At 62.1% G+C, this 23,244-nt stretch carries 21 protein-coding genes; 9 read left to right on the forward strand and 12 right to left on the reverse strand.

The genetic code is table 11. The features are described from left to right. The first annotated feature begins 339 nt into the window (after positions 1-339). The 4 genes from FEF27_RS06720 to FEF27_RS06735 all read left to right on the forward strand — a co-directional run bounded on the left by FEF27_RS06720 (position 340) and on the right by FEF27_RS06735 (position 5,449). Entirely contained in the window at positions 340-1,509 is a 1,170-nt protein-coding gene (locus FEF27_RS06720) for a hypothetical protein (RefSeq protein WP_138170089.1), read from the forward strand. Positions 1,510-1,512: 3 nt separating this feature from the next. Continuing rightward, positions 1,513-1,908 carry a hypothetical protein gene (locus tag FEF27_RS06725; protein ID WP_138170090.1) on the forward strand — a complete coding sequence of 132 codons (396 nt, stop codon included), beginning with the start codon at positions 1,513-1,515 and terminating at the stop codon, positions 1,906-1,908. Between the two features lie 550 nt (positions 1,909-2,458). After that, a complete protein-coding gene (locus FEF27_RS06730) occupies positions 2,459-3,769 on the forward strand; it encodes an ISL3 family transposase (protein ID WP_138170091.1) in 1,311 nt (436 codons plus the stop codon). 336 nt (positions 3,770-4,105) lie between these two features. Next, a complete protein-coding gene (locus tag FEF27_RS06735; protein WP_243729130.1) occupies positions 4,106-5,449 on the forward strand; it encodes an ISL3 family transposase in 1,344 nt (447 codons plus the stop codon). A gap of 153 nt (positions 5,450-5,602) precedes the next feature. Here FEF27_RS06735 and FEF27_RS06740 read toward each other — a convergent pair whose 3' ends face one another. The 4 genes from FEF27_RS06740 to FEF27_RS06755 form a co-directional block, all read right to left on the reverse strand. Next, complete coding sequence (locus tag FEF27_RS06740) at positions 5,603-7,009, reverse strand: sodium:solute symporter family protein (protein ID WP_138170092.1); 1,407 nt, start codon at positions 7,007-7,009, stop codon at positions 5,603-5,605. Between the two features lie 30 nt (positions 7,010-7,039). After that, entirely contained in the window at positions 7,040-8,023 is a 984-nt protein-coding gene (speB, locus tag FEF27_RS06745; RefSeq protein ID WP_481850142.1) for an agmatinase, read from the reverse strand. 127 nt (positions 8,024-8,150) lie between these two features. Beyond that, on the reverse strand, positions 8,151-9,521 hold the full coding sequence (locus FEF27_RS06750) for an aspartate aminotransferase family protein (RefSeq protein WP_138170094.1): 1,371 nt from the start codon (positions 9,519-9,521) through the stop codon (positions 8,151-8,153). A 52-nt stretch (positions 9,522-9,573) separates the two neighbouring features. Beyond that, complete coding sequence (locus FEF27_RS06755) at positions 9,574-11,058, reverse strand: CoA-acylating methylmalonate-semialdehyde dehydrogenase (RefSeq protein ID WP_138170095.1); 1,485 nt, start codon at positions 11,056-11,058, stop codon at positions 9,574-9,576. 84 nt (positions 11,059-11,142) lie between these two features. Between FEF27_RS06755 and FEF27_RS06760 the strand changes: the two genes are divergently transcribed. The 3 genes from FEF27_RS06760 (at position 11,143) to FEF27_RS06770 (ending at position 13,804) form a co-directional block, all read left to right on the forward strand. Beyond that, a complete protein-coding gene (locus FEF27_RS06760) occupies positions 11,143-12,480 on the forward strand; it encodes a PucR family transcriptional regulator (protein WP_138170096.1) in 1,338 nt (445 codons plus the stop codon). A 255-nt stretch (positions 12,481-12,735) separates the two neighbouring features. Next, entirely contained in the window at positions 12,736-13,170 is a 435-nt protein-coding gene (locus FEF27_RS13850; protein WP_138170097.1) for a helix-turn-helix domain-containing protein, read from the forward strand. A 34-nt stretch (positions 13,171-13,204) separates the two neighbouring features. Next, on the forward strand, positions 13,205-13,804 hold the full coding sequence (locus FEF27_RS06770) for a PIN domain-containing protein (protein WP_341805703.1): 600 nt from the start codon (positions 13,205-13,207) through the stop codon (positions 13,802-13,804). 477 nt (positions 13,805-14,281) lie between these two features. Here FEF27_RS06770 and FEF27_RS06775 read toward each other — a convergent pair whose 3' ends face one another. Continuing rightward, on the reverse strand, positions 14,282-14,584 hold the full coding sequence (locus tag FEF27_RS06775; RefSeq protein ID WP_138170099.1) for a P-II family nitrogen regulator: 303 nt from the start codon (positions 14,582-14,584) through the stop codon (positions 14,282-14,284). 15 nt (positions 14,585-14,599) lie between these two features. Further along, on the reverse strand, positions 14,600-15,529 hold the full coding sequence (locus FEF27_RS06780; RefSeq protein WP_166429940.1) for a sodium-dependent bicarbonate transport family permease: 930 nt from the start codon (positions 15,527-15,529) through the stop codon (positions 14,600-14,602). A 126-nt stretch (positions 15,530-15,655) separates the two neighbouring features. On the opposite strand from FEF27_RS06780, the gene FEF27_RS06785 reads away from it, so the two are divergent. Continuing rightward, positions 15,656-15,937, forward strand: a complete 282-nt coding sequence (locus tag FEF27_RS06785) for a helix-turn-helix transcriptional regulator (RefSeq protein ID WP_138170100.1) — start codon at positions 15,656-15,658, stop codon at positions 15,935-15,937. Between the two features lie 120 nt (positions 15,938-16,057). On the opposite strand, the gene FEF27_RS13330 is transcribed toward FEF27_RS06785, so the two are convergent. Both FEF27_RS13330 and FEF27_RS06790 read right to left on the reverse strand, forming a co-directional pair. Then, complete coding sequence (locus FEF27_RS13330; RefSeq protein ID WP_166429941.1) at positions 16,058-16,195, reverse strand: hypothetical protein; 138 nt, start codon at positions 16,193-16,195, stop codon at positions 16,058-16,060. Further along, on the reverse strand, positions 16,195-17,037 hold the full coding sequence (locus tag FEF27_RS06790; protein WP_138170101.1) for a hypothetical protein: 843 nt from the start codon (positions 17,035-17,037) through the stop codon (positions 16,195-16,197). Before FEF27_RS06790 ends, FEF27_RS13330 begins: the two co-directional genes overlap by 1 nt. Positions 17,038-17,133: 96 nt before the next feature. Between FEF27_RS06790 and FEF27_RS06795 the strand changes: the two genes are divergently transcribed. Further along, positions 17,134-18,543: a phosphomannomutase/phosphoglucomutase gene (locus FEF27_RS06795; RefSeq protein ID WP_138170102.1), complete on the forward strand. Its 1,410-nt coding sequence runs from the start codon at positions 17,134-17,136 to the stop codon at positions 18,541-18,543. 53 nt (positions 18,544-18,596) lie between these two features. Here the strand turns inward: FEF27_RS06795 and FEF27_RS06800 are convergent, their stop codons facing one another. The 4 genes from FEF27_RS06800 to FEF27_RS06815 form a co-directional block, all read right to left on the reverse strand. Continuing rightward, a complete protein-coding gene (locus tag FEF27_RS06800) occupies positions 18,597-19,043 on the reverse strand; it encodes an SRPBCC family protein (protein ID WP_138170103.1) in 447 nt (148 codons plus the stop codon). Positions 19,044-19,076: 33 nt separating this feature from the next. Next, positions 19,077-21,230: an iron ABC transporter permease gene (locus FEF27_RS06805; protein WP_243729132.1), complete on the reverse strand. Its 2,154-nt coding sequence runs from the start codon at positions 21,228-21,230 to the stop codon at positions 19,077-19,079. Continuing rightward, positions 21,227-22,234 carry an ABC transporter substrate-binding protein gene (locus FEF27_RS06810; RefSeq protein WP_138170104.1) on the reverse strand — a complete coding sequence of 336 codons (1,008 nt, stop codon included), beginning with the start codon at positions 22,232-22,234 and terminating at the stop codon, positions 21,227-21,229. The genes FEF27_RS06805 and FEF27_RS06810 overlap by 4 nt, the downstream gene beginning before the upstream one ends. 88 nt (positions 22,235-22,322) lie before the next feature. Next, a complete protein-coding gene (locus tag FEF27_RS06815) occupies positions 22,323-23,129 on the reverse strand; it encodes an ABC transporter ATP-binding protein (RefSeq protein WP_138170216.1) in 807 nt (268 codons plus the stop codon). Positions 23,130-23,244: the final 115 nt, after the last annotated feature.

Below are 23,244 nucleotides of genomic sequence, written 5' to 3' on the forward strand. Positions count from 1 at the left end.
TGCCTCTACACCCTCAAATACGAAGAGCCACTAAACCTGAATCCACTGGTGGATTCGGGTTAGATGAAGCTGATGTGATACCGGGTTGGCGAGGGCTGAAGGACTCTTGCGGATTCGGAAAGACAGTGTCCCCTCAGTCAAGGGAGGCCTTTTCCAGTACGGATCGGATAACAGCGCGCTGCGGGTGAGTAGATCCTGGTGCATCAAAGTCTCGGACTGGTGGCGGCAATCGAACTGTGACTGAACATTAGCTATGCAAAAGCCGAAAACAAGCTTACGATCTGCGTGAGGGGAACAATCGTCCACCTCGTCCCTCTGGGTGGAAAGCGAAAACATAATATGGCGTCACTTCCTACAGGCCTGACGGCCATGCTTGCTATTGGTCTCATTGTTGGCCCTTCAATCGATGGATCACCGGCCGCACAAACTCCAATAGCTGATTCATCACAAAATGCGGCAGAAGTCACTGACGGAGAGGTTTTGCTAGAAAATGAGGAAGTAGCTCCCGAAGTTGAGGCACACGAGGTCGGCGAAGCCCTCGAGTTACTCGATGCCGACCCGGTCTTCCCGGTACTGACTGTCTATGAACCGCGAGTGCTCGAAGCCCCTTTACTAAGTGAAGGTGACGTTGTCGACATCGCGACTGCGGTGTTTCCGATCCCTGACGGCTGCGCTCCCTCTACAGCGGAAGCGTCTTTGGCCTGCGCAACCGGTGCGGTTGATTTGTCCTCCACGGTGATCGATGACAACGGTGATTTTCTGCCAGTTGAGATCAGCGCAGATCCTGAGCAGATTCTTCTGACCTCCCCGATCTCGGAGGATCTTGCCTATCCGCTGATCTTCACGATCTATCTGGCAGAGTCAGGGGCACCTGAGCTGCTGGACGCCGCCGAAGAAACGTTGGCTTGGATGATCGCCGAGGACGAGGGCCCAGGTTTGACCGCCGAGGAACTGGCAGCAGAAGAACAGCAGCTCAACGAAGAGGCCGAGGCAAACGGGTATACCGATAATGAAGAGGAGGCCGATCACACCGAGATACAGTCATCACTGCTCCACGGAACCTTTAGCACCGTTGATGCCCACTTCCAGGCTCAGTCTGCCGCGAGCATTACTGCAGTCCCGGCGTCGAGCAGCCGCCCCAGAAAAGTAACCATACCCAGTAGTTATCGGTATTGCCCCAACAGCTGTACGCCTCCGGCACGTCACGACTATTGCACTTCGCCGGCTCGAAACTACTGGGCGACTCTTTCAGGGGTGGCCGACTTCCGGGGCCCCTGTGCACGACACGACATGATGATTGCCAACATCGCCAAGAAGAAGATCTCCCTTTCATCGAAACAAACACAGCGCTACCAGGGGGATCTGCAGTTCAGAGCAAATCTCCAGCAAAACTGCCGGCACGGCTTCTACAAGTTGAATCAAACAGGAGGCAAGGCCTCTTGCTTCGTCACAACAGGTGCCTATTATTCAGCAGTCGTCTACACGACGTGGCGATGGAACGGGAAGTGACCCATGGAACCAACTCGTGGTAGCGCGATCTACTTTGGACTGGCTGGCCTGGTAAACCTCAGTGTCTTCGTCACGGCCTGGGACTTCTTCGGCCTCTTCAGAGGCTCGCAGCCACCGTTCCTAAGCATCGTTGTGATCGGACTATCGATCGTTGCCCTGTTCACGACAGTGTGGGCCACAACCGGTACTGTGAAGAGGGTTTGGCTACGCCGTATAACGCTGTTTGTGGTTCTTGCGGCGTCTCTGCTAACCGTCGTCGGCGAGGTGCTGGTGCTCAACAGTGAAGATGGAAACATTGGAGTCGGACTGATCCCAGTGCTGGGAGTATTCCTCCACCTGCTGCTGGTACCGTTCTTGGTCACGCAGGCGTTTATCCGTGGTGCATTGCCTGATCAATAACAACCGTTCGATGGTTTGGCACCAGCTCGGACGCGGTGATCACAGTGGGTTCAGGGCTTTGTGCGGCCCGTAGAGCTGCGCCTCTGCCTATGGTTGACCAATGACGAGAAAACAGGTCACCATACGTGTCTCCATCGCCTTACTGCTCGTGGCCGTCGTCGTGTTCTTCCTCGGTCTTGAGCAAGTCGAGTGGTGCGACGATACAGGCGAGGCGTTGACGAGTGAATGTCACTCAACTTGGCAATGGAGCCTTTGGTAGATCTTCGACATAGAGAGTCACGTCGCATCCAGCCTCGGCAGTAGCGGCGGCATCACGTACAACAGTTCACTATGCGGAAATCTAAAAACTCTCCCCAGTCGAGTGAGCGTGACGTGTGCAGCTGGCCCAAAAGGCACCGCGTAGTCAGTGAGCGCTTGCCGGGTTTGATGGCTCTTCGTATTTGAGGGTGTAGAGGCAGGGACGGGGAGCAGCGGCGTGGCGGTGGCTGGATAAGAGTCGAGGCCTTCCGATGATGGAGGTTCCTACGCCTTCCACTCGAAAGACCTCGACGTGCTCAAGCCTACTTTCACCTGTCCTGACCTCAACAGTTTCTGCCTGCTCGATGCGCTCGGGCTCGTCGTCACCGGCCAGCTGATCCGTCGTGACCGGGCGATCCTGGAATGCCGAGTCGCTGAGGATGATCCGTGGTGCCGGGGCTGCGGCGGCCAAGGCGTGCCCAGAGGCACAGTGATACGGAAGTTGGCGCACCTACCACTGGGGTGGCGGCCCACCGCTCTCTGGGTCCGGGTCCGCCGGTATCGGTGCGCCGACTGTGCCAGGGTCTGGCGGCAAGATACATCCCAGGCTGCGGCCCCGCGGGCGAAGCTGAGCAGGCATGCGGTGCTGTGGGCGCTGAAATCAGTGGTCATCGACAGGATGTCCATCGCTCGGGTTGCGGCCGCCCTGGCTGCTTCGTGGCACACCGTCAACGACGCGGTGCTCACCGCCGGCCGGCAGCTGTTGATTGAGGACCCCACCCGGTTCGACGGGGTGAAAGTCATCGGGGTTGATGAGCACTGCTGGCGCCACACCGGCAAGGGGTCGCACTACGTCACTGTGGTCATCGACCTGACCCCGGTCCGCGCCGGGATCGGGCCTGCCCGGCTGCTGGACATGGTCCCGGGTCGGTCCAAGGCCGTGTTCAAGACCTGGTTGGACGCCCAGACCCAGGGCTTCCGAGAAGGCATTGAGGTGGTGGCCATGGACGGGTTCTCCGGGTTTAAGACCGCCACCAGCGAAGAGCTCCCCGAAGCGGTAGCGGTGATGGATCCCTTCCACGTCGTTGCCTTAGCCGGGGACGCCTTGGATCAAGCCCGCCAGCGGGTTCAGCGTGAGACCACCGGGCACCGCGGGCGATCAGGTGATCCCCTCTACGGGGCACGTAGAACGTTGCGCACCGGGGCGGATCTGCTCACCGATCCTCAGGACCGCAAGCTGACCGCGGTATTCGCCGCCGATGAGCACGTGGAAGTTGAGGCGAGCTGGCGGATCTATCAGAAGATCGTCGCCGCCTACCGGTGCCCGTCGAAGCCCATGGGCAAGCAGATACTCACCGAGGTCATCCGCTCCCTGCGTCGCGGGATTCCCGTGAAGCTGGTCGAGTTAAAGAAGCTGGGCCGGACTCTGAACCGACGAGCTGCTGACATCCTGGCCTACTTCGACAGGCCGGGCACATCCAACGGTCCAACCGAGGCGATAAACGGCCGGCTCGAACACCTCCGCGGCACCGCCCTAGGGTTCCGGAACCTCACCAACTACATCACCCGAGCCCTGCTCGACACCGGAGGATTCAGACCCTTGCTACACCCTCATCTGCGATGAGCCTCTTAAGGAGCAATTCCCGTAGGGAGTAGATTGTCGTTCTTAAGGTAGAAGGGGGTCTTTGTTCTGAAGAGAAGCTTCCCTTAGGCAGTGGGTAGTCGTTCTCAAGGTATAGCGCGTTACTCGTTCTGAAGAGACGCTTCCCGTGGGTAGAGGGTTGTTGTTCTGAAGAGGGGCTTCCCGTAGGGAGCAGCGTTGCTCTCCTTAAGAGGCTCTTCGGACTTGGGGTGGGGCTGGCGACTCGCGGAGGATCTTGAGTAGGGCATGAAAGTGGGGCCGGGGCCTCGATGATGTGTAGCGACCAAGCCAACACGTCTCAGAAGGACCCCGACCCCGATGTTCGAGAATACGCGCCTTGTCCCTGCTTGCCCAACAGGCAAGATCAGCTACTGCCACGACTGTGACCTCTTCGCTGATCTTGAGGGCCTGCACGTCACTGCTGTGGACCGGCCGAGCAGGAAGGCGGCGCTGGTCGTGTGGGTTGAATCAGCCAAGACCCTCACCGGTTGCCCCGACTGCGGAGTCATCGCGGTCAGTGCCGGCCGCCGGGAAGTGGAGCTGATTGACGCTCCGGTCTATGCGACACCGGCCCGGTTGGTCTGGCGTAAGCGACGGTGGCGCTGCCAAGACGTTGACTGCCTCAGGGGTGTGTTCACTGAGCAGAACCCCACGGTCGCAGCGCCCAGGGCGCTGCTGACCCGGCGCTGTATCGCCTGGGGTGTTCGGCAGATGCGTAGGGAGAACCTCTCACTCCAGGGCCTGGCCCGCCAACTCGGGGTCGACTGGCACACTGCGTGGAAAGCGATCCGGCCCCTGCTGGAACAAGCTGCCGCTGATGAGCGACGCTTCACCGGGGTCAAGACCCTCGGGGTCGACGAACATATTTGGCATCACGTCAACCCCGCCCGGCGGGGACCGAAGGCGCTGACCGGCATGGTGGACCTCACCCGCAACGCCAAGGGTGCGGTGCAGGCACGGTTGCTGGACCTGGTGCCAGGCCGCACCGGAAAGGCCTACGCAGGGTGGTTAGCAGACCGTAGTGACCAGTTCAGGCGCGGGATCGAAGTCGCTCCGCTGGATCCCTTTGCTGGGTACAAGAACGCCATCGATGAACAGTTAGAAGACGCCACCGCCGTGCTCGATGCTTTCCACGTGGTGCGCCTGGGCACTGCCGCGGTTGATGAGGTCCGTCGCCGCGTCCAGCAAGACACCCTGGGTCACCGCGGCCGCAAGGGCGACCCGCTCTATGGGATCCGCCGAGTGTTGCAATCCGGGGCAGAGAACCTCACACCCAACCAGTCTCGACGCTTAGAGCGGGTCATCACCGCCGACCCGCGGCATGAGGAAGTGTTTCTGGCCTACCAGTGCGCCCAAGAGCTGCGGGCCGCCTACCAGCACCACGACCTGAAGGCTGGTCGGCGGATTGCGCTGAAGGTCCTCGACTCCTTCCACAGCTGCCCTGTACCGGAGATCGCCAGGCTGGGGCGGACCCTGCGCCGCTGGCGCCAAGCGTTCCTGGCCTACTTCACCACAGGCCGTGCCAATAACGGTGGTACTGAAGCGATCAATGGGCTCATCGAACTCGCCCGCCGCGTCGCCCGAGGCTTCCGCAACCGAGAGAACTACCGGCTCAGAATGCTGCTCATCGGCGGAGGCCTCGACGGACACCTCCCCACCTGAAGTCCGAAGAGCCCATTTATCCAGAGTACGTCCCCCACCGCAATTAGATTTGGGGCATCACGTCCAGCCCGAGCCTGCCTTGTCACCGTTCCCCGACATTGCCAGTGCTTTTCTATATGCTGCAGTCTGTTCGGACCGCCGTCCCTTAGGGCGCTAAACGCGGTGCCGACTTTGCTCCAGAAGCGTGTCCTCATCGGATTTCGGCCCGAGAAGGCTTACGGCAATGAAGGAGACGGCACTGATTGCCAACCCATAGTAGATGGGTTCATTCGCCATGAGCCCGGCGACGAACATAAAGAGTATGACGGTCACACTCCCGAGAATCATCGCCGCAAAAGCACCGTGTGGGGTCGCTCTGCGCCAAACCAATGCGCCAATAACTGGCACGAGCAGGCCACCGACCAGGAGGTTGTATGCGACAGTCAGCGCACCTACAACATCACGGACCACCAGGGATATGAGTATTACAACTACACCCGCAGCCAATACCCATATGCGACTTTCTTTCATGGTTTCAACGCGTTCCTTGCCCTGGACTAACCTCCCCCAGACATCGTTAGCCAGAATCGTGGCAGATGCCAAGAGGGTGGCGCTGGCTGTCGACATCACGGCAGCGAGCGCAGCGGCCAGAACGAGTCCACTTAGGCCGATGGGCAGGACTCCCTCCGCCACGACAGCGAAGGCATTGTCCGCAATCTCGAGATTCGGGTAAAGCGTTGCCGCCGTCATCCCGATGATTGCTCCCACCACTGCGTAGGCCATGCAGTAGAGGCCTGCCCCGAGCCCGGCGAATCTTGCCACCTTGGGCGATCGCGCGGTGAAGACACGCTGCCAAATATCTTGTCCGATGATTATTCCGAAGAAATAAATAAGGAAGTAGGTAAAGATCGTGTCGCCACCGATGGCGACAGGATCAAAGAAGCTCTCGGGCAGAGAATTCTGCAGGCCGGACCATCCACCCGCACTATGCAACGCAACAGGAAGTAGGATCAAGAAGATCCCGACTGTCATGATACCGAACTGCAAGATATCTGTTAGAGATATTGACCACATACCCCCAAGCACGCTGTAAATGACAACAACGGCCCCTCCAATGAGAATCGCGGGAATTTGGGGGACCCCAATCATTACGTTGACCACGGTGCCGATCGCAAGGATGGACGTCACCGCCACCATGAGGTCATAGCCAACCATCACCACCCCGCTGATCGCGCGGCTAGCGGCGGTTCCGTAACGACGTTCCAACATTTCAGGCAATGAATAGACCTTGAGCCGGGTGAGCACCCCTGAGAACAAGACACTCAGGGCTATGATGCCTACCCCGAGCCAAAAAACGAGCCACATCCCCGATATCCCGTACTGATAGCCGAGACTCACTCCCCCTACAGTGGAGGCACCGCCCAGTACCACCGCAGCCAAGGTGCCCATGTAAAACATCGGTCCCAAGCGTCGTCCTGCCACGAGGTAGTCGTCGTTATTTCGCGAGCGCCGATAGCCCCAATACCCAGCAGCAAGCATAACTACGAGATAGAGGACGATGATCAAGAGATCGACAGACATTCTTGCCTTTCCGGTGCGTCTTAGCTCGCGTCAGTCTTGATTGTGAACATGGGCCATGAGGCTGATCAGATCGTAGGCGCAATGCGAGGCCGCCACTGAGGTCACTGCCGCGTGGTCGTACGGTGGAGAGACCTCAACTACATCTGCTCCGACGAGGTTGATTCCTTTGAGCCCACGCAACAGCTCGAGCAGTTCGCGGCTAGTCAGACCGCCCGCTTCCGGCGTGCCTGTACCAGGAGCGTGCGCGGGGTCAAGAACATCTATGTCGATTGAAATATATACGGGTGCGTCGCCGACTCTGCGCCTCACACGTTGCATAATGTCGAGAAATTTTTCGGTGTGGAATTCTCTAGCGTGCACAATGGAGAAACCCAGGTTCTCATCATCGGCCAAATCTTCGGGACCGTACAGGGGGCCTCGGATGCCAACATGTGCCGAGTGCTCTTTGATGAGAAGACCCTCTTCGATGGCATTGCGAAAAGGAGTCCCATGCGTGACCGGGGTGTCCATGTATGGCCCCCAGGTGTCTAGGTGAGCATCAAAATGCACCAAAGCCACGGGACCATGCGCCTCATAGATGGCACGAAGAGCACCTAGGGCGATGGTGTGGTCACCGCCTAGTAACAGAACCCGGCGGTTGTCACGGATCAGGTCTCCTACACCAGCCTGAATTTGTTCGAGCGCTTTCGATATGTCGAAGGGTGTGCAATCGATATCACCGGCGTCCACCACCTGCATACTGGCGAAGGGAGACACGTCGCCTGCCGGGTTGTACGGCCGCAATAACCGAGAAGCTTCACGAATCGCTCCAGGGCCAAAGCGTGCCCCGGGACGAAAAGTCACACCCGAGTCGAATGGGACACCTACTACGGCCACGTCGTGGCGAGGTGCCTGGTCCCGCCTGGGGAGCCGCGCGAAAGTTGTCAATCCTGCGAACCGAGGAGAAGCTTGACCGTCCACGGGACCGATAGGTAGCTCGTCACTTGAATCTATGTGCTGCATGATCCGTTCCATCCTGCTCTAGGAGCTTTTCGGACTGAATTGGTTTCCGTTTCCACCCCGTCGGTGCTGAGTGTCCCTCTATGGCTTTCAGAACGATTCTTATACTGGGTCGCGAGTTCTTCGGAATACCTCACGTCCTTTATACGAATGCGTCAGCGAGGCTGAGTGCGTCGTCGATCACATCCAGGCCGAAGTTCAGGTCATCTGGGGTGATATTGAGCGGAGGGCAGATGTGCAGACGGTTCATGTTCATAAACGGCACCGCACCGTTGCTCCGGCATTGAGCCATGATCGCGTTCATGACGGAGGCAGTTTGGCCATAGGGTGCCAGCGGCTCTTTAGTCTCACGGTCGGTCACCAGCTCAATGGCCCAGAACGCCCCGACCCCGCGAACATCCCCGACGCTGGGGTGCTTCTCCTTGATCTGCGCCAGGCGGGGGGCGAACACTTCCTCACTCAGCCGTTGGACGTGTTCTAGCACGCCTTCCGTCTCCATGGCTTCGATGGCGGCCACTGCAGCGGCTGCCGCCAGCGGGTGTCCGGAGTAAGTGAGCCCGCCAGGATAAGCCCGGTGAGCAAATGTGGCGTAGATGGCATCATCCATCACCACCCCGCCCATCGGCACATACCCGGAGTTCACACCCTTGGCGAAGGTGACAATGTCCGGCTCCACATTGAAGTGGTGGTGCGCGAACCACTTCCCTGCCCGGCCGAAGCCGGCCATGACCTCGTCCAGGATCATCACGATGCCATGCTCATCGCAGAGCTTCCGCACGCCCTCCATGTAGCCCGGAGGTGGTACGTATATCCCGGCGGTGCCGGGAATCGCCTCCAGCACAATGGCTGCTACCTGATCCCTGCCTTCCAGCATCATCACATCACGCAGGTGGTTCAGTGCACGCTCGGCCTCCTGCTCCTCGGTCTCCGAGCCGAAGTGGGAGCGGTACGTATATGCCGGGAAGAAATGCACGACGCCGTCGCTGGCCCGGTCTGAGGCGAACCGCCTGGGATCACCGGTGAGGTTGATCGCCAGGTGCGTACCACCGTGGTACGCCCGGTAGGCAGAGAGCACCTTGTGCCGGCCGGTGTGCAGCCGGGCCATGCGCACCGCATGCTCATTGGCGTCGGCACCGCCGTTGGTGAAGAAGACGTGGTTGAGGTCATCGGCCAGCCGTTCAGTGATCAGCCGGGCCGCCTCAGAACGCGCACCGTTGGCGTGCTGGGGCGCGATGGTGCACAGCGCTTCGGCCTGCTCCTGGATCGCCGACACCACTTTGGGGTGCTTGTGACCCAAATTGGTGAAGATCAGCTGGGACGCCAGGTCAAGGATCTTCCTGCCCTGGCTGTCCCACATCCAGGAGCCTTCGGCGTCCACCACCGTCATGGGATCGATCTGCTCCTGCGCGCTCCAGGAGTGGAATACGTGCTGGCGGTCCAACTCATAGGCCCGGCGGCCGGCCTCCATTTGGGATTCGGTAAGGCGCCCCTCCGAGGTCTGCGCGGTGGCCATGGTGTTCATTGTGCCTCGTTTCTGCAACGTTCGTAGCGGTGGGGAGGGGTGCTCAGTCGTTCTGGGGGAAGCCCAGTTCCAGTCCGCCCTCGGCGGGGTCGCCCCACCGGGAGGTGACCACCTTGCCGCGGGTGAAGAAGTTGACCCCTTCAGTGCCGTGAGCATGAGAGTCTCCGAACAGCGAGTGCTTCCATCCGCCGAAGGAGTAGTAGGCCATGGGGACTGGAATCGGCACATTGATCCCGATCATGCCGACCTGGACCTCCATCTCGAAGTGGCGGGCTGCGGCGCCGTCGCGAGTGAAGATGGCGGTGCCGTTTCCATAGGGGTTGCTGTTGATCAGCTCCAGCGCCTGGTCATAGTTCTCTGCGCGAACCACCGAGAGCACAGGCCCGAAGATCTCATCCCGGTAGGCAGCCATCTGAGAGGTCACCTCATCCAACAGGGTCGGACCGAGGAAGGCGGCCTCCGGTTGGTCAGCCTCAGACCAGCTGCGCCCATCCACGACCAGTTTGGCACCTTCTGCCTCGGCGCCGTCGACGTAGCCGCGGACTTTGTCCCGGTGGTCACGGGAGATCAGCGGACCCAGGTCGGGATTATCGCCCTGCATAGTCAGGCCGCGAGTGCGCTCTGCGATTTTCTCCACCAGCTCATCGGCGATATTCCCCACCGCGACCACCACCGAGATGGCCATGCAGCGCTCTCCGGCCGAGCCGTAGCCTGCCGAGACTGCACTGTCTGCGGCCTGGTCCAGGTTGGCATCCGGGAGCACCACCATGTGGTTCTTGGCTCCACCCAGGGCTTGGACGCGCTTGCCGGAAGCGGTGCCGGTCTCGTAAACGTGCTGGGCCACCGGGGTGGACCCCACGAAGGAGATCGCCTCAATGTCAGGATGGGTCAACAGACCATTGACCGCTTCCTTGCCTCCGTGCAGCACGTTGACCACACCGTCAGGCAGACCTGCCTCCTTCCACAGCTGAGCCTGCCAGTTGACGGCGCTGGGATCCTTCTCGCTGGGCTTGATGACCACGGTATTCCCTGTGGCCACCGCGATCGGGGTGAACCACATGGGCACCATGGCTGGGAAGTTGAACGGAGTAATGATCGCCACCGGCCCCAACGGGTGGCGGCCAGAGCGGACATCCACACCAGTCGAGGCGTTCTGCGTGGCAGAGCCTTTGAGCAGATGCGGGGCATTGCACGCGAATTCCACGACCTCGAGGCCTCGGGTCACCTCGCCGAGGGCATCGGAGTGCACTTTGCCGTGTTCGCGGGTGATGATGGCTGCCAGCTCATCCTTCCGAGCATTGAGCAGCTCCCGGTAGCGAAACAGAATCTGGACGCGGCGGGACAGGGAGACAGAGCGCCAGGAGGCGAAAGCTTCTTTCGCAGCGTTGACAGCCTGGTCGACTTCTGCGGAGGAGGCCAGCGGCACCTGGCTGACCACTTCTCCGGTGGCGGGGTTCTCCACCGCTGCAGTCTGGGCATCAGCGGGCATGACCTCTTGGCCATTGATCAAGTGCGGTGTGTTCGTCATCCCTCCATCATCAACCCGCTATGAGTGCGGTCACAGTGACAAGATGTTCGTATCTCCCAGCAATTTCTTCCATACTGTAAAGCTATGAGCGACACTGGCGAGGCGGGACATGTACGGGTCTCCGATGTGTTGGCGCTGCGTTCATTCCAAGAGGCCGAGTGGCAGCTGCTCACCCCGCGGGCGGCACTGACCTCCCCGGTGCGCTGGGTGCACACCATTGATGACCCACGGCCTGCCGCCCTGCTGCAGGGCAAAGAGTTTGTGTTCTCGACGCTGTCGCGATTCACCGAGGACACCGAAGATCTCGAGGAGCCCTTGGGCATCTTCTTGGCCGAGCTGGACTCCGTGCCCGTCTCAGCACTGGCAGTCGAAGTCCTGGCGGACCGGCCAAGGCTGCGCGAAGCTCTGCACGCCGTCGCCCTAGAGCGCTATTCCGGTGGAGCAGACCCGCTGCCGATTGTGCTGTTCACCGAACAGGTGCGATTTGTCGATATCACTGAAGACGTTCACCAGCTGCTGATGGCCCGGCATCTTGCTGACGAGTCTGACCGAGAGTCCGCTGACCCATTGTTCGAGGTCTCAACTCAGCTGATCCAAGAGGTGCTCAGTGGACACCTGTCCTCGGCGGAGCAGGTGAACCAGCGGGCGCAACCGCTAGGATTGGCTGGTGCCGCAGAGTACCGCTCCCTTATGCTGCGGCTGCGTACTACAGCTCGCCGCGGTTCGGCCGCTCGCCTGGGTCCCGCCGGACGGACCCGCACCAAGCACGTCACCGTCAACGCCGTCCGCACTGCGGCCTCCGAGACCCATACCAGAGCGCTTGTGGGCCAATCTTCCGACAGCGACATCGGGATCGTGCTGGCGTTGGACACGCGAGAGCCGTACAGATCAGAAACAGACTTCTGCCGGGCGTTGGGCCGCGCAGTAGCGAAGAGTCGAAGCTCAGGAGTAGTTCCGACTTTCGAGGTCGCCGCCGGTGAGCCGAGTGCCTCAATGCTGAGGGCGATTACTGAGCTGGACTCCGCGCAGCAGGTGCTGCACAGCCTGGAGCGAATCCTGCCCCGGGCGGAGCGCTTCGCCGGCTGGGGAGCGGCAGCTGCTGAGCGGGGCTTCTGGCGGGCTGCCGATCTGGGAGTGCTCGGGCTATTGGCACGCGTGGAGGATCCGGGTGCCATCAACTGGTTCGTCTCAGCGCAGCTGGGACCGCTTGCCGGACCCGACGCCGAAGAACTGCGTGCGGTGATCCGAGCCGTGGCCTCCCCCACCCAAAGCAAGTCGGAAGTCGCCGCCCACCTGGGGATCAGCAGACCCACGCTGTACGCGCGGCTGCGCCGGGTGGAGCGCCTCATCGGTCATGAGCTCACCGATGAGGTCATCCATACCCTGCACCTGGCACTGTTGACCGAAGACCTGCACTGCTGAGCTGAAGTATCGGCCCCATGCTCCTCCAGACAGTCGATTATCATCGCTAAACTCTCGGGCGGCTTGTGAGGCGCTGATGAGCCACTTATGAACCCGTTTCAGCCTTGCGCCGGATGGGTTCATCTGAGTAAGCCGTAGGATCTCCTCTCCGGCCTTCTCCCCCAGCATGGCCAGGGTTGCACTTGTATCTGAAATGCAATACTGTTGCATATGTAACCATGGGTTGCATGTGCGACCGAATGAAGGAATGAAGCCATGAACACGATTCTGCGTACTAACAGTGAGCAGGTCCTCGCCTCTCAGGAAGAAATGAATCAAGCACGTGAGTTGGTTGGCGCTTTTACTGACGAAACACGCATGAGTCTCGAGTCGCACGGCGGGGCTACGCAGCTGCCGCCAGGGCTCTCGCGCATAATTTGCCAGATAGTACGTGTACTCGCCGAAGGCCGTACTGTCACTGTAGGGTCACTGCCTCCTGAGTTGACCACTACTGGAGCGGCACAAATCTTGGGCATTTCGCGTCCAACTTTGATGAAACTGATCAAAAGCGGAGAGATTAAAGCTCACAAAGTGGGCTCTCATACACGACTCCATACTGAGGACGTCATTTCAGCTCGGCGAGCTCGCCGAGACCGCCAGCGTCAAGCGCTTGATAAGCTCCGCGACTTTGAAGATGAGCTCGGCATTTAGTTGTCGGTAAGAGAGCTATCGATACTCTGAGGAGATGCCAGGTCCTCAGATCGTTCTCGTTGACGCCAGCGTGTTCTTTTCTCGAACATTGCGAGATTGGGTTTGCCTTCTTCAATCCAGCTCCATCGGGGAGACCTTTAAGGGTTGCTGGACCGAGGACATCATGTCCGAGACTATATACAAAGTGCGACGTAAGTACCCTAGCCTCTCGGGAGGCCAGCTCACACAGATCCGGCGTGGTATCGAGGAGGCCTTTGAGGGCGGGAAAATTGAAGATTACGAGATTGACCCAAATTTCTTGGGCAGCGACCAGTTCGATGCGCATCTTCACTCTGCCGCTGTAGCTCGAGGCGCTACGATAATTCTGACTTCCAACCGCGAGGATCTCTTGCCCGAAAATCGTAACGCCGACGAGTTGCCCTATGAGATCTACACTCCGGATGAGTTCTTCATTCTCCTAGATGACTCCGCCTCCGAAATTGTTCGAGAGGTCATCTCGAAGCAGCTTGAGTACTTTATGAAGAAACATCAGGAAGTCGATCTCCCTGGCCGGTTACGCGAAGCAAAGGCCCCGCAGTTTGCCCTTCGTGTAGCCCAGCACTTACAGACGATCCCCCTCCCAAGAATGAAGTGAGCAACCTTGCCAAGTTCACGTTGCTTCAATGCAGTTCCCTCTAGGACCGGGACGGCCATCCCCGCCACCTGCCCCGGTGATTCCGTGAGCACCGACCACACCTCGGCCCCGGGCCACATGCCGCCGGGAACCTCCCGGGATCTCCGCGATCTGCCAGTACGAACGGGATTCCAGCAACAAGGAGGTGACCGTCCTGCAATCAGCCATGATGGCCTGCTTCCATAAATTTGAAGGACAGCATCGCCGACTGACGCCACCGCCCATCAGCAGGCCACAATCGCTACCGTGTCCTCAGAACAGCGCTTCCAACTCTGCAGACTCCGTGCCGCAGGCGCTCCAAGCGATTCGCAGAGGCTTAGAGTCACATTCTGGTTACCGCGTCGCTCGCCTCGGTCGCCGTCGGTGGGACACGATGTGTTGGAACGCAGAGAGGTTATTAGCGCTCCCCATGGCGGCATGTCCCGGACAGCAACAGCGTCAGAATTTCTCGGGCCGCAGAACTTCCACATCGGCGATGAAAAGGATCATGGCGTAGTCCTGGTAGTACCGATCATGCAGCAGCGCGGCCAGGGACCGGGCGGTCTCGGCATCGCAGACCACCTCCACCCGGATGTTGGCACTGGCCGGCCAGCCGGCGTCGCGGACCCCATGATCACCTTTACCGCGGGCATCGGTGACGGTGTAGCCGTGCGCGCCGCTGCGGTCGATCTCCCGAATCAGCGTTGATTCCAGGGCAGCCTCAGTGACAATGGTCAACAGTTTCTTGGGGTACGAGTTCATCAGTTGCCTCCTTGTTCAGCCTAGTGCCCAGGCGGCCATGGCGTGGTAGATGGGGATGCCGATCAGGACGTTGAAGGGGAAGGTCACTCCCAGGGCGGCTGCTAGTGACAAGGTGGGGTTGGCCTCTGGGACCGAGATGCGCATGGCCGCTGGCACTGCGATATAGGAAGCGCTGGCCGCCAGTGTGGCCAAGATGACGGTACCCCCAAGGGAGAGACCCAGCATCCATGCTGTTGCGATACCCAAGACAGACGAGAACAGCGGCATGGCGATGCCGAAACCCACCAGGAACACCCCGTAACGGCGCAGGCCGGTCAGCTGAGCGGCAGTGATGAGTCCCATTTCAAGCAGGAACAGGGCCAGAATCCCTTTGAACAGGTCCATGAACAGCGGCTCCAGGGGCTCCACACCGACCGGCCCGGCGGCCCACCCAATGAACAGTCCGCCCAGCAGCAGCACAATGCCTTTTCCGAGGAACACCTCGTGCACCACCGAACCCCACCGGGTGGAGCGTGAGACGCCTCTGGCCAGAATGATGCCGACGATGATCGCCGGGACCTCCATGAGCACCAGCAGCAGCGGCATGTGCTCTTCGAAGGAGACCTGGCGGCTGCCCAGGTAGGCCACTGCCACGGCGTAGGTGCCGACGCTGACCGAACCGTAGTGGGCGGCGATGGACGCCGCGTCCGCACGCTGCAGGCGTCCCAGTTTCCGCAGGATCGGAAAGGCCAGCAGTGCCAGGACGAAGCCCAGCGCCACCACCGCCACCATCTGCGGAAGCAGCTGGCCGAGAGGCTGCTTCGCCAGCTCGATGCCGCCCTTGAGCCCGATGGCCAGCAACAGCACGATGGTGACAAACTCGTAGACCGCCGCAGGCAGCCGAAGCTCCGAACGCAGCAGTCCGGCCGTGATGCCCAGCACGAAGAAAAGTATGACGGGATCCATGATGCCGGTGAGTCCTTCCCAGAAGTGGTGTTCGCAGGTGCGAGGCCAGCGGCAGCCCCACCAAGGAGCAAGGATACACGACATTTGTTTCATGCATCGAATGTCATATATCGGCTATGCTGAAGTATGACCGACTGGACCTTCCTGACCAACCATGCCCATGTGCTCATCTGCGTGGCCCGGGACCCCGGCATGCTGGTCCGCGAAATCGCTCAGCAGGTGGGCATCACCGAACGCGCAGCACAGCGCATCCTGGCAGATCTGATTGCGGAGGGGTACTTGGACCGGGAACGTGACGGGCGCCGGAACCGGTATGTGGTCCACCCGGAGCTGCCCCTGCGGCACCCGCTGGAGCGGCATCACCGGGTGGGTGAGCTGCTCACCGCTCTCAACGCGAAGACGACCTAAAGCATGCGCGCAGCACGAGGCTCCCCTGACTTCAGGGGCGGGGCGGGGCTGGGCGCAGCGCGGGGGGCAGAGCTTGGCACGGCGCAGGGGCGCATGCGGCGCTGCGAGAGCGGAGGAATGTCAGTTTTGGGGCGGATCGTTCCGCTGGGCTCGGCGTGCGGCGTTCTTCCGGTTGTTGACCATAATTGAGCCCAGGAACACCAGCAGCATGACGGTCACGCCCACCAGGAGCACTGCTGTGAGCTGTAACGCAGTCATCAGCCCTGATTCTTGAAGACCACCAGGAAGCGGTGGGCCTCTTCGGTGGTCAGCGGCGAATTCGCTGCGAGTAGGTCGGCTGCCTGGTCCACATGGTCATCCCGCAGCAGTGCATAGAGCTGATCGTGGACCCACGGCTCCAGGTCCTCGTGAGACAGGGTGATCTTCTCATCCCCGCGCTGGACCTCCAGGTGGAAGCCGGCCTGCTCATCCCCGGCCGCCCAATCCTCCGGGATGGTCAGCTCCTGGTCCGGGTCAAACCCGGAAGCTTCCATCAGTTCGCGGGCACGGGCGTCGATCTCTTCGTCATCGCCCTCGGCCGCGGGCCGCTCTCCCCCGGGAATGTTGGGCACGTTGGAGGAATTCTCGCCGACAATCTCGCCAGTGTTGGGGTCCGCCTCCGCCAGTGGTGCCTCCTCAGACTCTGGGGCGGGGGCGGCGTCGTCCCGGACCTCATCAATAGCGTCCTCCAGATACTCCTCACGGACACCCTCTTCCCCGGAGCCGTCCTCATTGAGGTTGAAGCCGTCCTGGAAACGGATCTCTGAGGCGCTCGGCTGGGGGAACCGGTACAGCGCCTGCACCGCCACCACGCAGTCCTGCACCGAGGCACCGGTGGCCTGCTTGAAGACCATCATGGCGCGCTTGGCGTCTTCGGCGGCGATCGCCTGATACACCGCCTTGTGCTGGTCGTCGTTGAGCGCCAGCGCGGCCTGGCGAGCGGTCTCAGGGGTGATTTCCTGCTGAATGCGGTTGCTCATCTTCTGCGCCTGGCGCTGCATCATGGTCCGCACGAACAGGAAGACCACCAGCCCGAGGACTAAGAGCATAAGGATCTCCATAGAATCCAGTGTACGCAATGCATCAGTCCCTGGTCAGACCCTCCCGCCTGCGCTGCACGGTGCTGCTCGGGCCGCAGAAGCCTTCGGCCGTAGGATATGCCTGTGACTATTGACCTCAGGGATTCCTTCAAGGCCTACGATGTCCGCGGAATCGTGGGCGAGACCATCACCGCTGAGTCGGTCCGCGCAGTGGGGGCGGCGTTCGTCGACGTCCTGGAGCTCACCGGGCAGCGGGTCCTGGTCGGCGGGGACATGCGGCCCTCCTCCGCGGAGTTTGCCCGCGCGTTCGCCGAAGGCGCCATGCGGCGCGGTGCCGAGGTCACTGACCTCGGGCTGATCTCCACCGATATGCTCTACTACGCCTCCGGGACGGTGAACGCGCCCGGGGTGGTCTTCACCGCCAGCCACAACCCGGCGGGGTACAACGGGATGAAGATGTCCCGGGCAGGGGCGGCTCCGCTGAGCGCGGAGACCGGGTTGGAGGAGATCCGTGCCGCCGCTCAGGCCTACCTGGACTCCGCTGCGATCCCCCAGCACGACGCCGCCGGCTCGCTGAGCACCGCAGACCTCCTCACCGACTACGCCGGGTACCTCCGCACGCAGGTGGACCTGTCCGGGATTCGCCCGCTGAAAGTGGCCGTCGACGCAGGCAACGGCATGGCGGGAATGACTACACCGGCCGTGCTCGGCGGCGAGCGCCTGGGGGAGCTGCCGTTGGAGATCATTCCGCTGTACTTTGAGCTCGACGGCACGTTCCCGAACCACCCCGCCAACCCCCTGGAGCCGGAGAACCTGCGTGACCTGCAGCGTGCGGTGCGGGACCACGGAGCGGATATCGGCCTGGCCTTCGACGGCGACGCCGACCGCTGCTTCGTCATCGATGAACACGGCGAACCGGTCTCCCCCTCGGCGATCACCGCACTCGTGGCGCGCCGAGAGATCGTCCGAGCCCGGGCTGGCGGAGAGGAAGAACCGGTGGTGATTCACAACCTAATCACCTCACGGGCGGTCCCCGAAGTGGTCGAGCGCGCTGGCGGGCGGGCGGTGGAGACCCGCGTGGGGCACTCCTTCATCAAAGCCGTGATGGCCCAGGAGTCAGCAGTGTTCGGCGGTGAGCACTCGGCGCACTATTACTTCCGGGACTTCTTCAACGCTGACACCGGCATGTTGGCCGCGATGCACGTGCTGGCGGCCCTGGGTGAGCAGGATCTGGGGCTCCAGGAGCTGGCCGCTGAGTACAACCCCTACGCGGCCTCGGGAGAGATCAACTCTGAGGTGGAGGACAAGGCCGGGGCCATCGAACGCCTGGCTGCGCAGTTTGATCGCGACGGTGCGGTGCTCTCCCGGATGGATGGGCTCACCGTCCGCGCCGGTGATGGCACATGGTGGTTCAATGTGCGCCCGTCCAATACGGAGCCGTTCCTGCGGTTCAACGGTGAAGCTCACAGCGCACAGACCATGCAGGCGGTCCGCGATGAGGCCCTGCACCTGATTCGACAGCACTGAAGCTGGCCGGGCGACCATCGTCCGGTCAGGTACCTCAAGTCACGTTGGCCGCCTCACCGGCCGGTGACAACCTCCTTGAGGCGCTCGATGGAGGCCGCCAGGTAGGAGGCATCAATGCTGCGGGCTTTGGGCAGCCGCGCTTGGTCCGTCAGCTCTGACCAGTCATAGGTGTGGGTGACCACTGTGGTGCCGTCGCCGCGCTCCTCCAGCTGCCATCTCCACAGGTGCCCGGCAGGGGCCTGCCCTTCATTAGCAGGTTTCCAAGCGATCAGTCTGTCTTGGGCGAATTCAACAACGTGATTATCCCGCACCTTGTCGTTGGTCAGCCGGACGGTGAACACGTCTCCCACCGCGCTGACCTGCTGGCCAGATTCGGCCTCGCCAACGTTGTTGTTTCCGTCCCACTGGGCCTGTTTGGCGGGGTCTGCCAGCAGCTCGAAGATGCGTGCGGCAGGGGCATCGATAGTGTCACTGGCTTGGACCACATACTCTTGTGTCATAACCCCTAAGGGTACCGCGCACTGTGACTCCCTTCACCGGGGTGATCGCACGGTGGAGCGCTTGAGCAGCCATAACAGATACGGCGGGCCCAGCACAGCGACCACTAAGCCCGCCGGCAGCTGATCAGGGGCGATCACGGTCCGCCCAAACGTGTCCGAAAGCGAGACCAGGCCAGCCCCCAGCAGCGCGGAGACCGGAAGGAACCATCGGTGGCGGCGCCCGACCAGCATCCGCGCCATATGCGGAGCCGCAAGTCCTACGAAGCTGATCACGCCGACACCGAGGACCGCCGCCGCTGAGAGCAGCACCGCGGTGGTCAGCGCCGCCGCCCGCACCCCCGGCAGCCGTATGCCGAGCACCCGGGGGGTGAGGTCGTCGATGCTGATGATGTCCAGCTCCCGGCGTATCAGCACCACCACCGGAACCGCTAACACCAGGGCTAGCAGGATCGGAGCAAGATCGGACCAGGTGGCGCCAAATGTTGAGCCGCCTAGGAAGGAGATGGCCATGGCTTGGCGATGCGGGCTCGTGGTGGAAATCAGCAGCTGGGAGACCGCCTGTGCGGCGGTCATCACGCCGATGCCCACCAGTACGACCCTCTCCGGGGAGCTGTTGCGGGAGCCTGCCAGGAGGAAGACCACCAGCCCGGCGAGCGCCGCACCCACTGCGGCGCCGGCGGACATGGTCCACGCCGAGGAGCTGAACAGGATCAGCGCCACCATGGCGCCCGCTCCCCCAGCGGCGGCGACGCCGAGGATTCCCGGGTCCGCCAGCGGGTTGCGGGTCACCGTCTGCACCAGTGCGCCCGCTATTGCCAGCACCGCACCGGCCAGCACCGCGGCAGCTACCCGGGGAGCGCGGAAGTTCAGGGTTATCTCGATGGCGCGGGCGGCCTGCCCGTTGAGCCACAGGTGAATGTCACCCAGGCGCAGCCACCAGTCCCCCAGCAGCAGACCCGCCGCGACGAAGACGATCAGCAGTGCCGCTGCGGCCAGGCTGAGCAGGACTCTGCGGCTGCGTGTGATCCGGTGCGGAAGCGGCAGAGCGGAGATCTCCTGGCTGCTGCCAGTGCTGCGCACCCGCAGGGCAAGCACCACCAGAAACACGGCGCCGACCAGGGAGGTGACCACACCGGTGGGGATACCCACCGCCATATGGGGGCCGGCAAGAGCAAACACCACCGCCCGGAGGGTCACATCCGAGCCGATGACGATCAGCGCCCCCGCCAGCGCGGAGGCGGCCAGAGCCCACGCAAAACGACCGAAGCGGATGATCTTCACTGAAGCCAGCCGCACGATGGCCGGTGCGCAGAGCCCGACGAAGCCCAGCGGGCCGACCATCGTCACCGCTGCGGCGGAGAGGACCACTGCGCAGAGCAGCAGTCCCGCCCGTAAGAGTGCGACGTTGACTCCCAAGGACTGTGCGGTCGCACCCCCCAAGGAGAGCACGTCGGTGCTGCGTGCCAGCAACACCAGGCCGATCACTGCTGCGGCCACCACCGGAAGCAGGGGCAGCAGTCCGGAGATTCCGGACAGATTGAGCGTGCCGGCACCCCAGAGAAACAGCCCTTGTGTGGACTGGGCGTAGAGCATCAGCAGGGCCGCAGTCACTGAAGCCAGGCCCATAGCGACCACCGTGCCAGCCAGCACCAGACGAATGGGGGCGTGTTCGGAGAATCCCGCTAAGGCGAGCACCACGCCGGCTGCGGCTCCTCCGCCGAGGAATGCCAGCGCCGCAGAGCTCAGCACCGGCAGCGAGACACCGAATGCCGCTGCAGCGGTCAGCGCCAAATGCGCACCAGCATTGACTGCGAGGGTATCCGGGGAGGCCAGTGGGTTGCGAGTCATGGCCTGCAGTGCGCAGCCCGCCGCGCCGAGGGCCGCACCCACTACGAGTCCGCCCACCAAGCGCGGCAGGCGCGAATCCCACGCCAGGGCTCTCAGCCCGTCCGAGGTTTCAGGGTCCCCCGAGGTGAAGACTGCTGCGAAGAGGTCCCAGGGCGAAACCGCCGAGGTCCCCTGAGTCAGGTGGACCGCGGAGAGCACCGCCAGCGCCGCCGCTGCGATGGCCAACACTGCCCCGGCAACGAACCGTGCTCTCACCGGCGGTGGCGCTGCGGGATTCTCACTGGCGATGCCGCCCAGAGGAAGGACGTCTGGGTCAGCAGCAGTCCTGGGTCTGCTCACTGCTGGCCGGCAGTCTCAATCGCCGTCTCAGACAGGTAGTCAATCCACTGTCCGGCAGAGGCTGGTCCCCCGTAGATCCAAATGCGCTCCATGGAGTGCATGGCGTCATTCTCCACGAAATCGAGAGAGTTCCACGCGGAGTTGTCCTCCAGAGGTTCCAGCGGGTCCTCCGGCTCATCCTCGGAGGTCCACCAGTAGACAATGGTGTCCTCGTGAAGGGAGCTCAGCCCCTCGACATCTGATTGGCTGATCGCATACGCCTCATCGCCCTCATCCGCCCAGGCGGATTCAAGGCCAATCTCCTCCCCGAGGGTCTGTGCGAGGGCACCTGGCCCGTGCATGCGGAACGTGGCGGTATTGCCCTCCACCGTGGGGTAGACCAGCACGAAGGGAGTCCCCGCGACATCGGCCTCGGCGATCGCTTCCTCCCCCGCGTCCCGGGTCGCTTCGAACTCCGCCCAGACCTCATCGGCGCGGGCCTGGGCGCCAAGAAGCTCTGCGGTCAGGTAGAAGTTGTCCTCCATGGTCCCCAGCGGATCGGAGGCATCTGCACCCTCTTGCAGCACCACAGGGGCAATCTCCTCCAGATCCTCCAAGAGCCCCTCGGGCACCGAGGAGGTGTCGCCGAGGATCAGGTCCGGGGCGGCCTGGCCGATGGACTCCAGGCTCGGCTCGGTGCGCATGCCGACGTCGGTGACCTCGTCGTCGACGTCGACGGCGCTGGTCCAGGTCTGGAAACCGTCAAGGTCTGCCGCACCCACATGGTTTCCCCCTAGGACCTCCACATTCTCCGTTTGTGCCCATTCGAGGGTCACCACCCGTTCGGCCGGGGCATCTAAGGTGATCTCTTCGCCTCGGGAATCGGTCACGGTGACGGGTCCAGCATTGGCGGTGGGATCACCTGCCTCGGGCTCTGAAACGTCAGTGGTGCCGCACGCGGTGAGAGCGAATACTGCGGCACCGGCGGCGATGGCCGTGCTCCTCAGTGTCAGGGCGAGGTTCATTCTGGACGGGGTTCCTTTCGGGACACGGCAGTAGTGGGCTGGGCAGTAGGGGGCTGGGGAAATCTCAGCAACGCAGGGTACGGAGGACTCAGGCGGAGAGCAGCAGTGGTTCGGCGTATTCCTCGACCTGGTGTGCGGTCCGGCGGCCTGCGCGTTGCGCCCGGACGGCTAAACCCCCGCTGGGCAGGGCATGGACCTCAATGGGCACCCCAAAAACGTCGCTGAGCCGGTCCGCGGTCATCACCTCAGCAGGGGCTCCGACGGCGGCAATCCGACCTTCCGAAACCAGCACCACACGGTCGGCGATATCGGCGGCCTGCTCCAGATCGTGGAGCACCACACCGATGGTCAGCTCATGGTGATCAGCCAGGTCACGGATCAGGTCCAGCAGGCTCATCTGGTGTTTGAGGTCCAAGAACGTGGTGGGCTCGTCAAGCAGCAGCACATCAGTGTCCTGAGCCAAGCAGGTGGCTAACCAGACACGTTGGAGCTGGCCTCCGGAGAGTTCACTCACAGGCCGGTCTTGCAGCTGATCCAGCCCGGTCAGCGTGATGGCTCGCTCCACGGCACGCTGGCTGGCGTGATCAGCGCGGGAGAACCCCTTGCGGTGCGGGTGCCGCCCCAGCTCGACCACCTCGGTGACGGTCAGGCCCGCAGGGGTGGGGCGCTGCTGAGCGAGCACCGTCAGTCGCTTTGCGAATGCCCGGGGAGACAGGGCCGTGGTGTCGACCCCATCGAGTGTGACGGTCCCGGTGGTGTGGGCGAGCCGGCAGATACCGCGCAGCAGGGTGGACTTGCCGCTGCCGTTGGGGCCGATCAGGGCCGTCACGCCTCCGGGAAGCAGCTCCACGGTGGCATCCGTGACTACGGGAGCGGCACCGTAGGAGACGGACAACGACTCTGTACGCAATGCAGCGGGCTGATGTCTGATTTGCACATACAGACGTTATCAAATTATTGGCAAGGTTGCCCTTACTGCACGAAAAAAGGGCTGAGTGGCATATTTCGCA

Origin of the sequence: Nesterenkonia sphaerica (assembly GCF_005771565.1) — a bacterium.
Lineage (GTDB): Bacteria > Actinomycetota > Actinomycetes > Actinomycetales > Micrococcaceae > Nesterenkonia > Nesterenkonia sphaerica.

Excerpts from the sequence above, each read along its gene's own strand:
- FEF27_RS06735 (WP_243729130.1), top strand. The coding sequence starts at position 4,106 with ATGTTCGAGAATACGCGCCTTGTCCCTGCTTGCCCAACAGGCAAGATC.
- FEF27_RS13850 (WP_138170097.1), top strand. The coding sequence starts at position 12,736 with ATGAACACGATTCTGCGTACTAACAGTGAGCAGGTCCTCGCCTCTCAG.
- FEF27_RS06725 (WP_138170090.1), top strand. The coding sequence starts at position 1,513 with ATGGAACCAACTCGTGGTAGCGCGATCTACTTTGGACTGGCTGGCCTG.
- FEF27_RS06755 (WP_138170095.1), bottom strand. The coding sequence starts at position 11,058 with ATGACGAACACACCGCACTTGATCAATGGCCAAGAGGTCATGCCCGCT.
- FEF27_RS06795 (WP_138170102.1), top strand. The coding sequence starts at position 17,134 with ATGCCTGTGACTATTGACCTCAGGGATTCCTTCAAGGCCTACGATGTC.
- speB (WP_481850142.1), bottom strand. The coding sequence starts at position 8,023 with ATGGAACGGATCATGCAGCACATAGATTCAAGTGACGAGCTACCTATC.
- FEF27_RS13330 (WP_166429941.1), bottom strand. The coding sequence starts at position 16,195 with ATGACTGCGTTACAGCTCACAGCAGTGCTCCTGGTGGGCGTGACCGTC.
- FEF27_RS06780 (WP_166429940.1), bottom strand. The coding sequence starts at position 15,529 with ATGGATCCCGTCATACTTTTCTTCGTGCTGGGCATCACGGCCGGACTG.
- FEF27_RS06750 (WP_138170094.1), bottom strand. The coding sequence starts at position 9,521 with ATGGCCACCGCGCAGACCTCGGAGGGGCGCCTTACCGAATCCCAAATG.
- FEF27_RS06810 (WP_138170104.1), bottom strand. The coding sequence starts at position 22,234 with ATGAACCTCGCCCTGACACTGAGGAGCACGGCCATCGCCGCCGGTGCC.
- FEF27_RS06770 (WP_341805703.1), top strand. The coding sequence starts at position 13,205 with ATGCCAGGTCCTCAGATCGTTCTCGTTGACGCCAGCGTGTTCTTTTCT.
- FEF27_RS06720 (WP_138170089.1), top strand. The coding sequence starts at position 340 with ATGGCGTCACTTCCTACAGGCCTGACGGCCATGCTTGCTATTGGTCTC.
- FEF27_RS06775 (WP_138170099.1), bottom strand. The coding sequence starts at position 14,584 with ATGAACTCGTACCCCAAGAAACTGTTGACCATTGTCACTGAGGCTGCC.
- FEF27_RS06790 (WP_138170101.1), bottom strand. The coding sequence starts at position 17,037 with ATGGAGATCCTTATGCTCTTAGTCCTCGGGCTGGTGGTCTTCCTGTTC.
- FEF27_RS06760 (WP_138170096.1), top strand. The coding sequence starts at position 11,143 with ATGAGCGACACTGGCGAGGCGGGACATGTACGGGTCTCCGATGTGTTG.
- FEF27_RS06740 (WP_138170092.1), bottom strand. The coding sequence starts at position 7,009 with ATGTCTGTCGATCTCTTGATCATCGTCCTCTATCTCGTAGTTATGCTT.
- FEF27_RS06785 (WP_138170100.1), top strand. The coding sequence starts at position 15,656 with ATGACCGACTGGACCTTCCTGACCAACCATGCCCATGTGCTCATCTGC.
- FEF27_RS06800 (WP_138170103.1), bottom strand. The coding sequence starts at position 19,043 with ATGACACAAGAGTATGTGGTCCAAGCCAGTGACACTATCGATGCCCCT.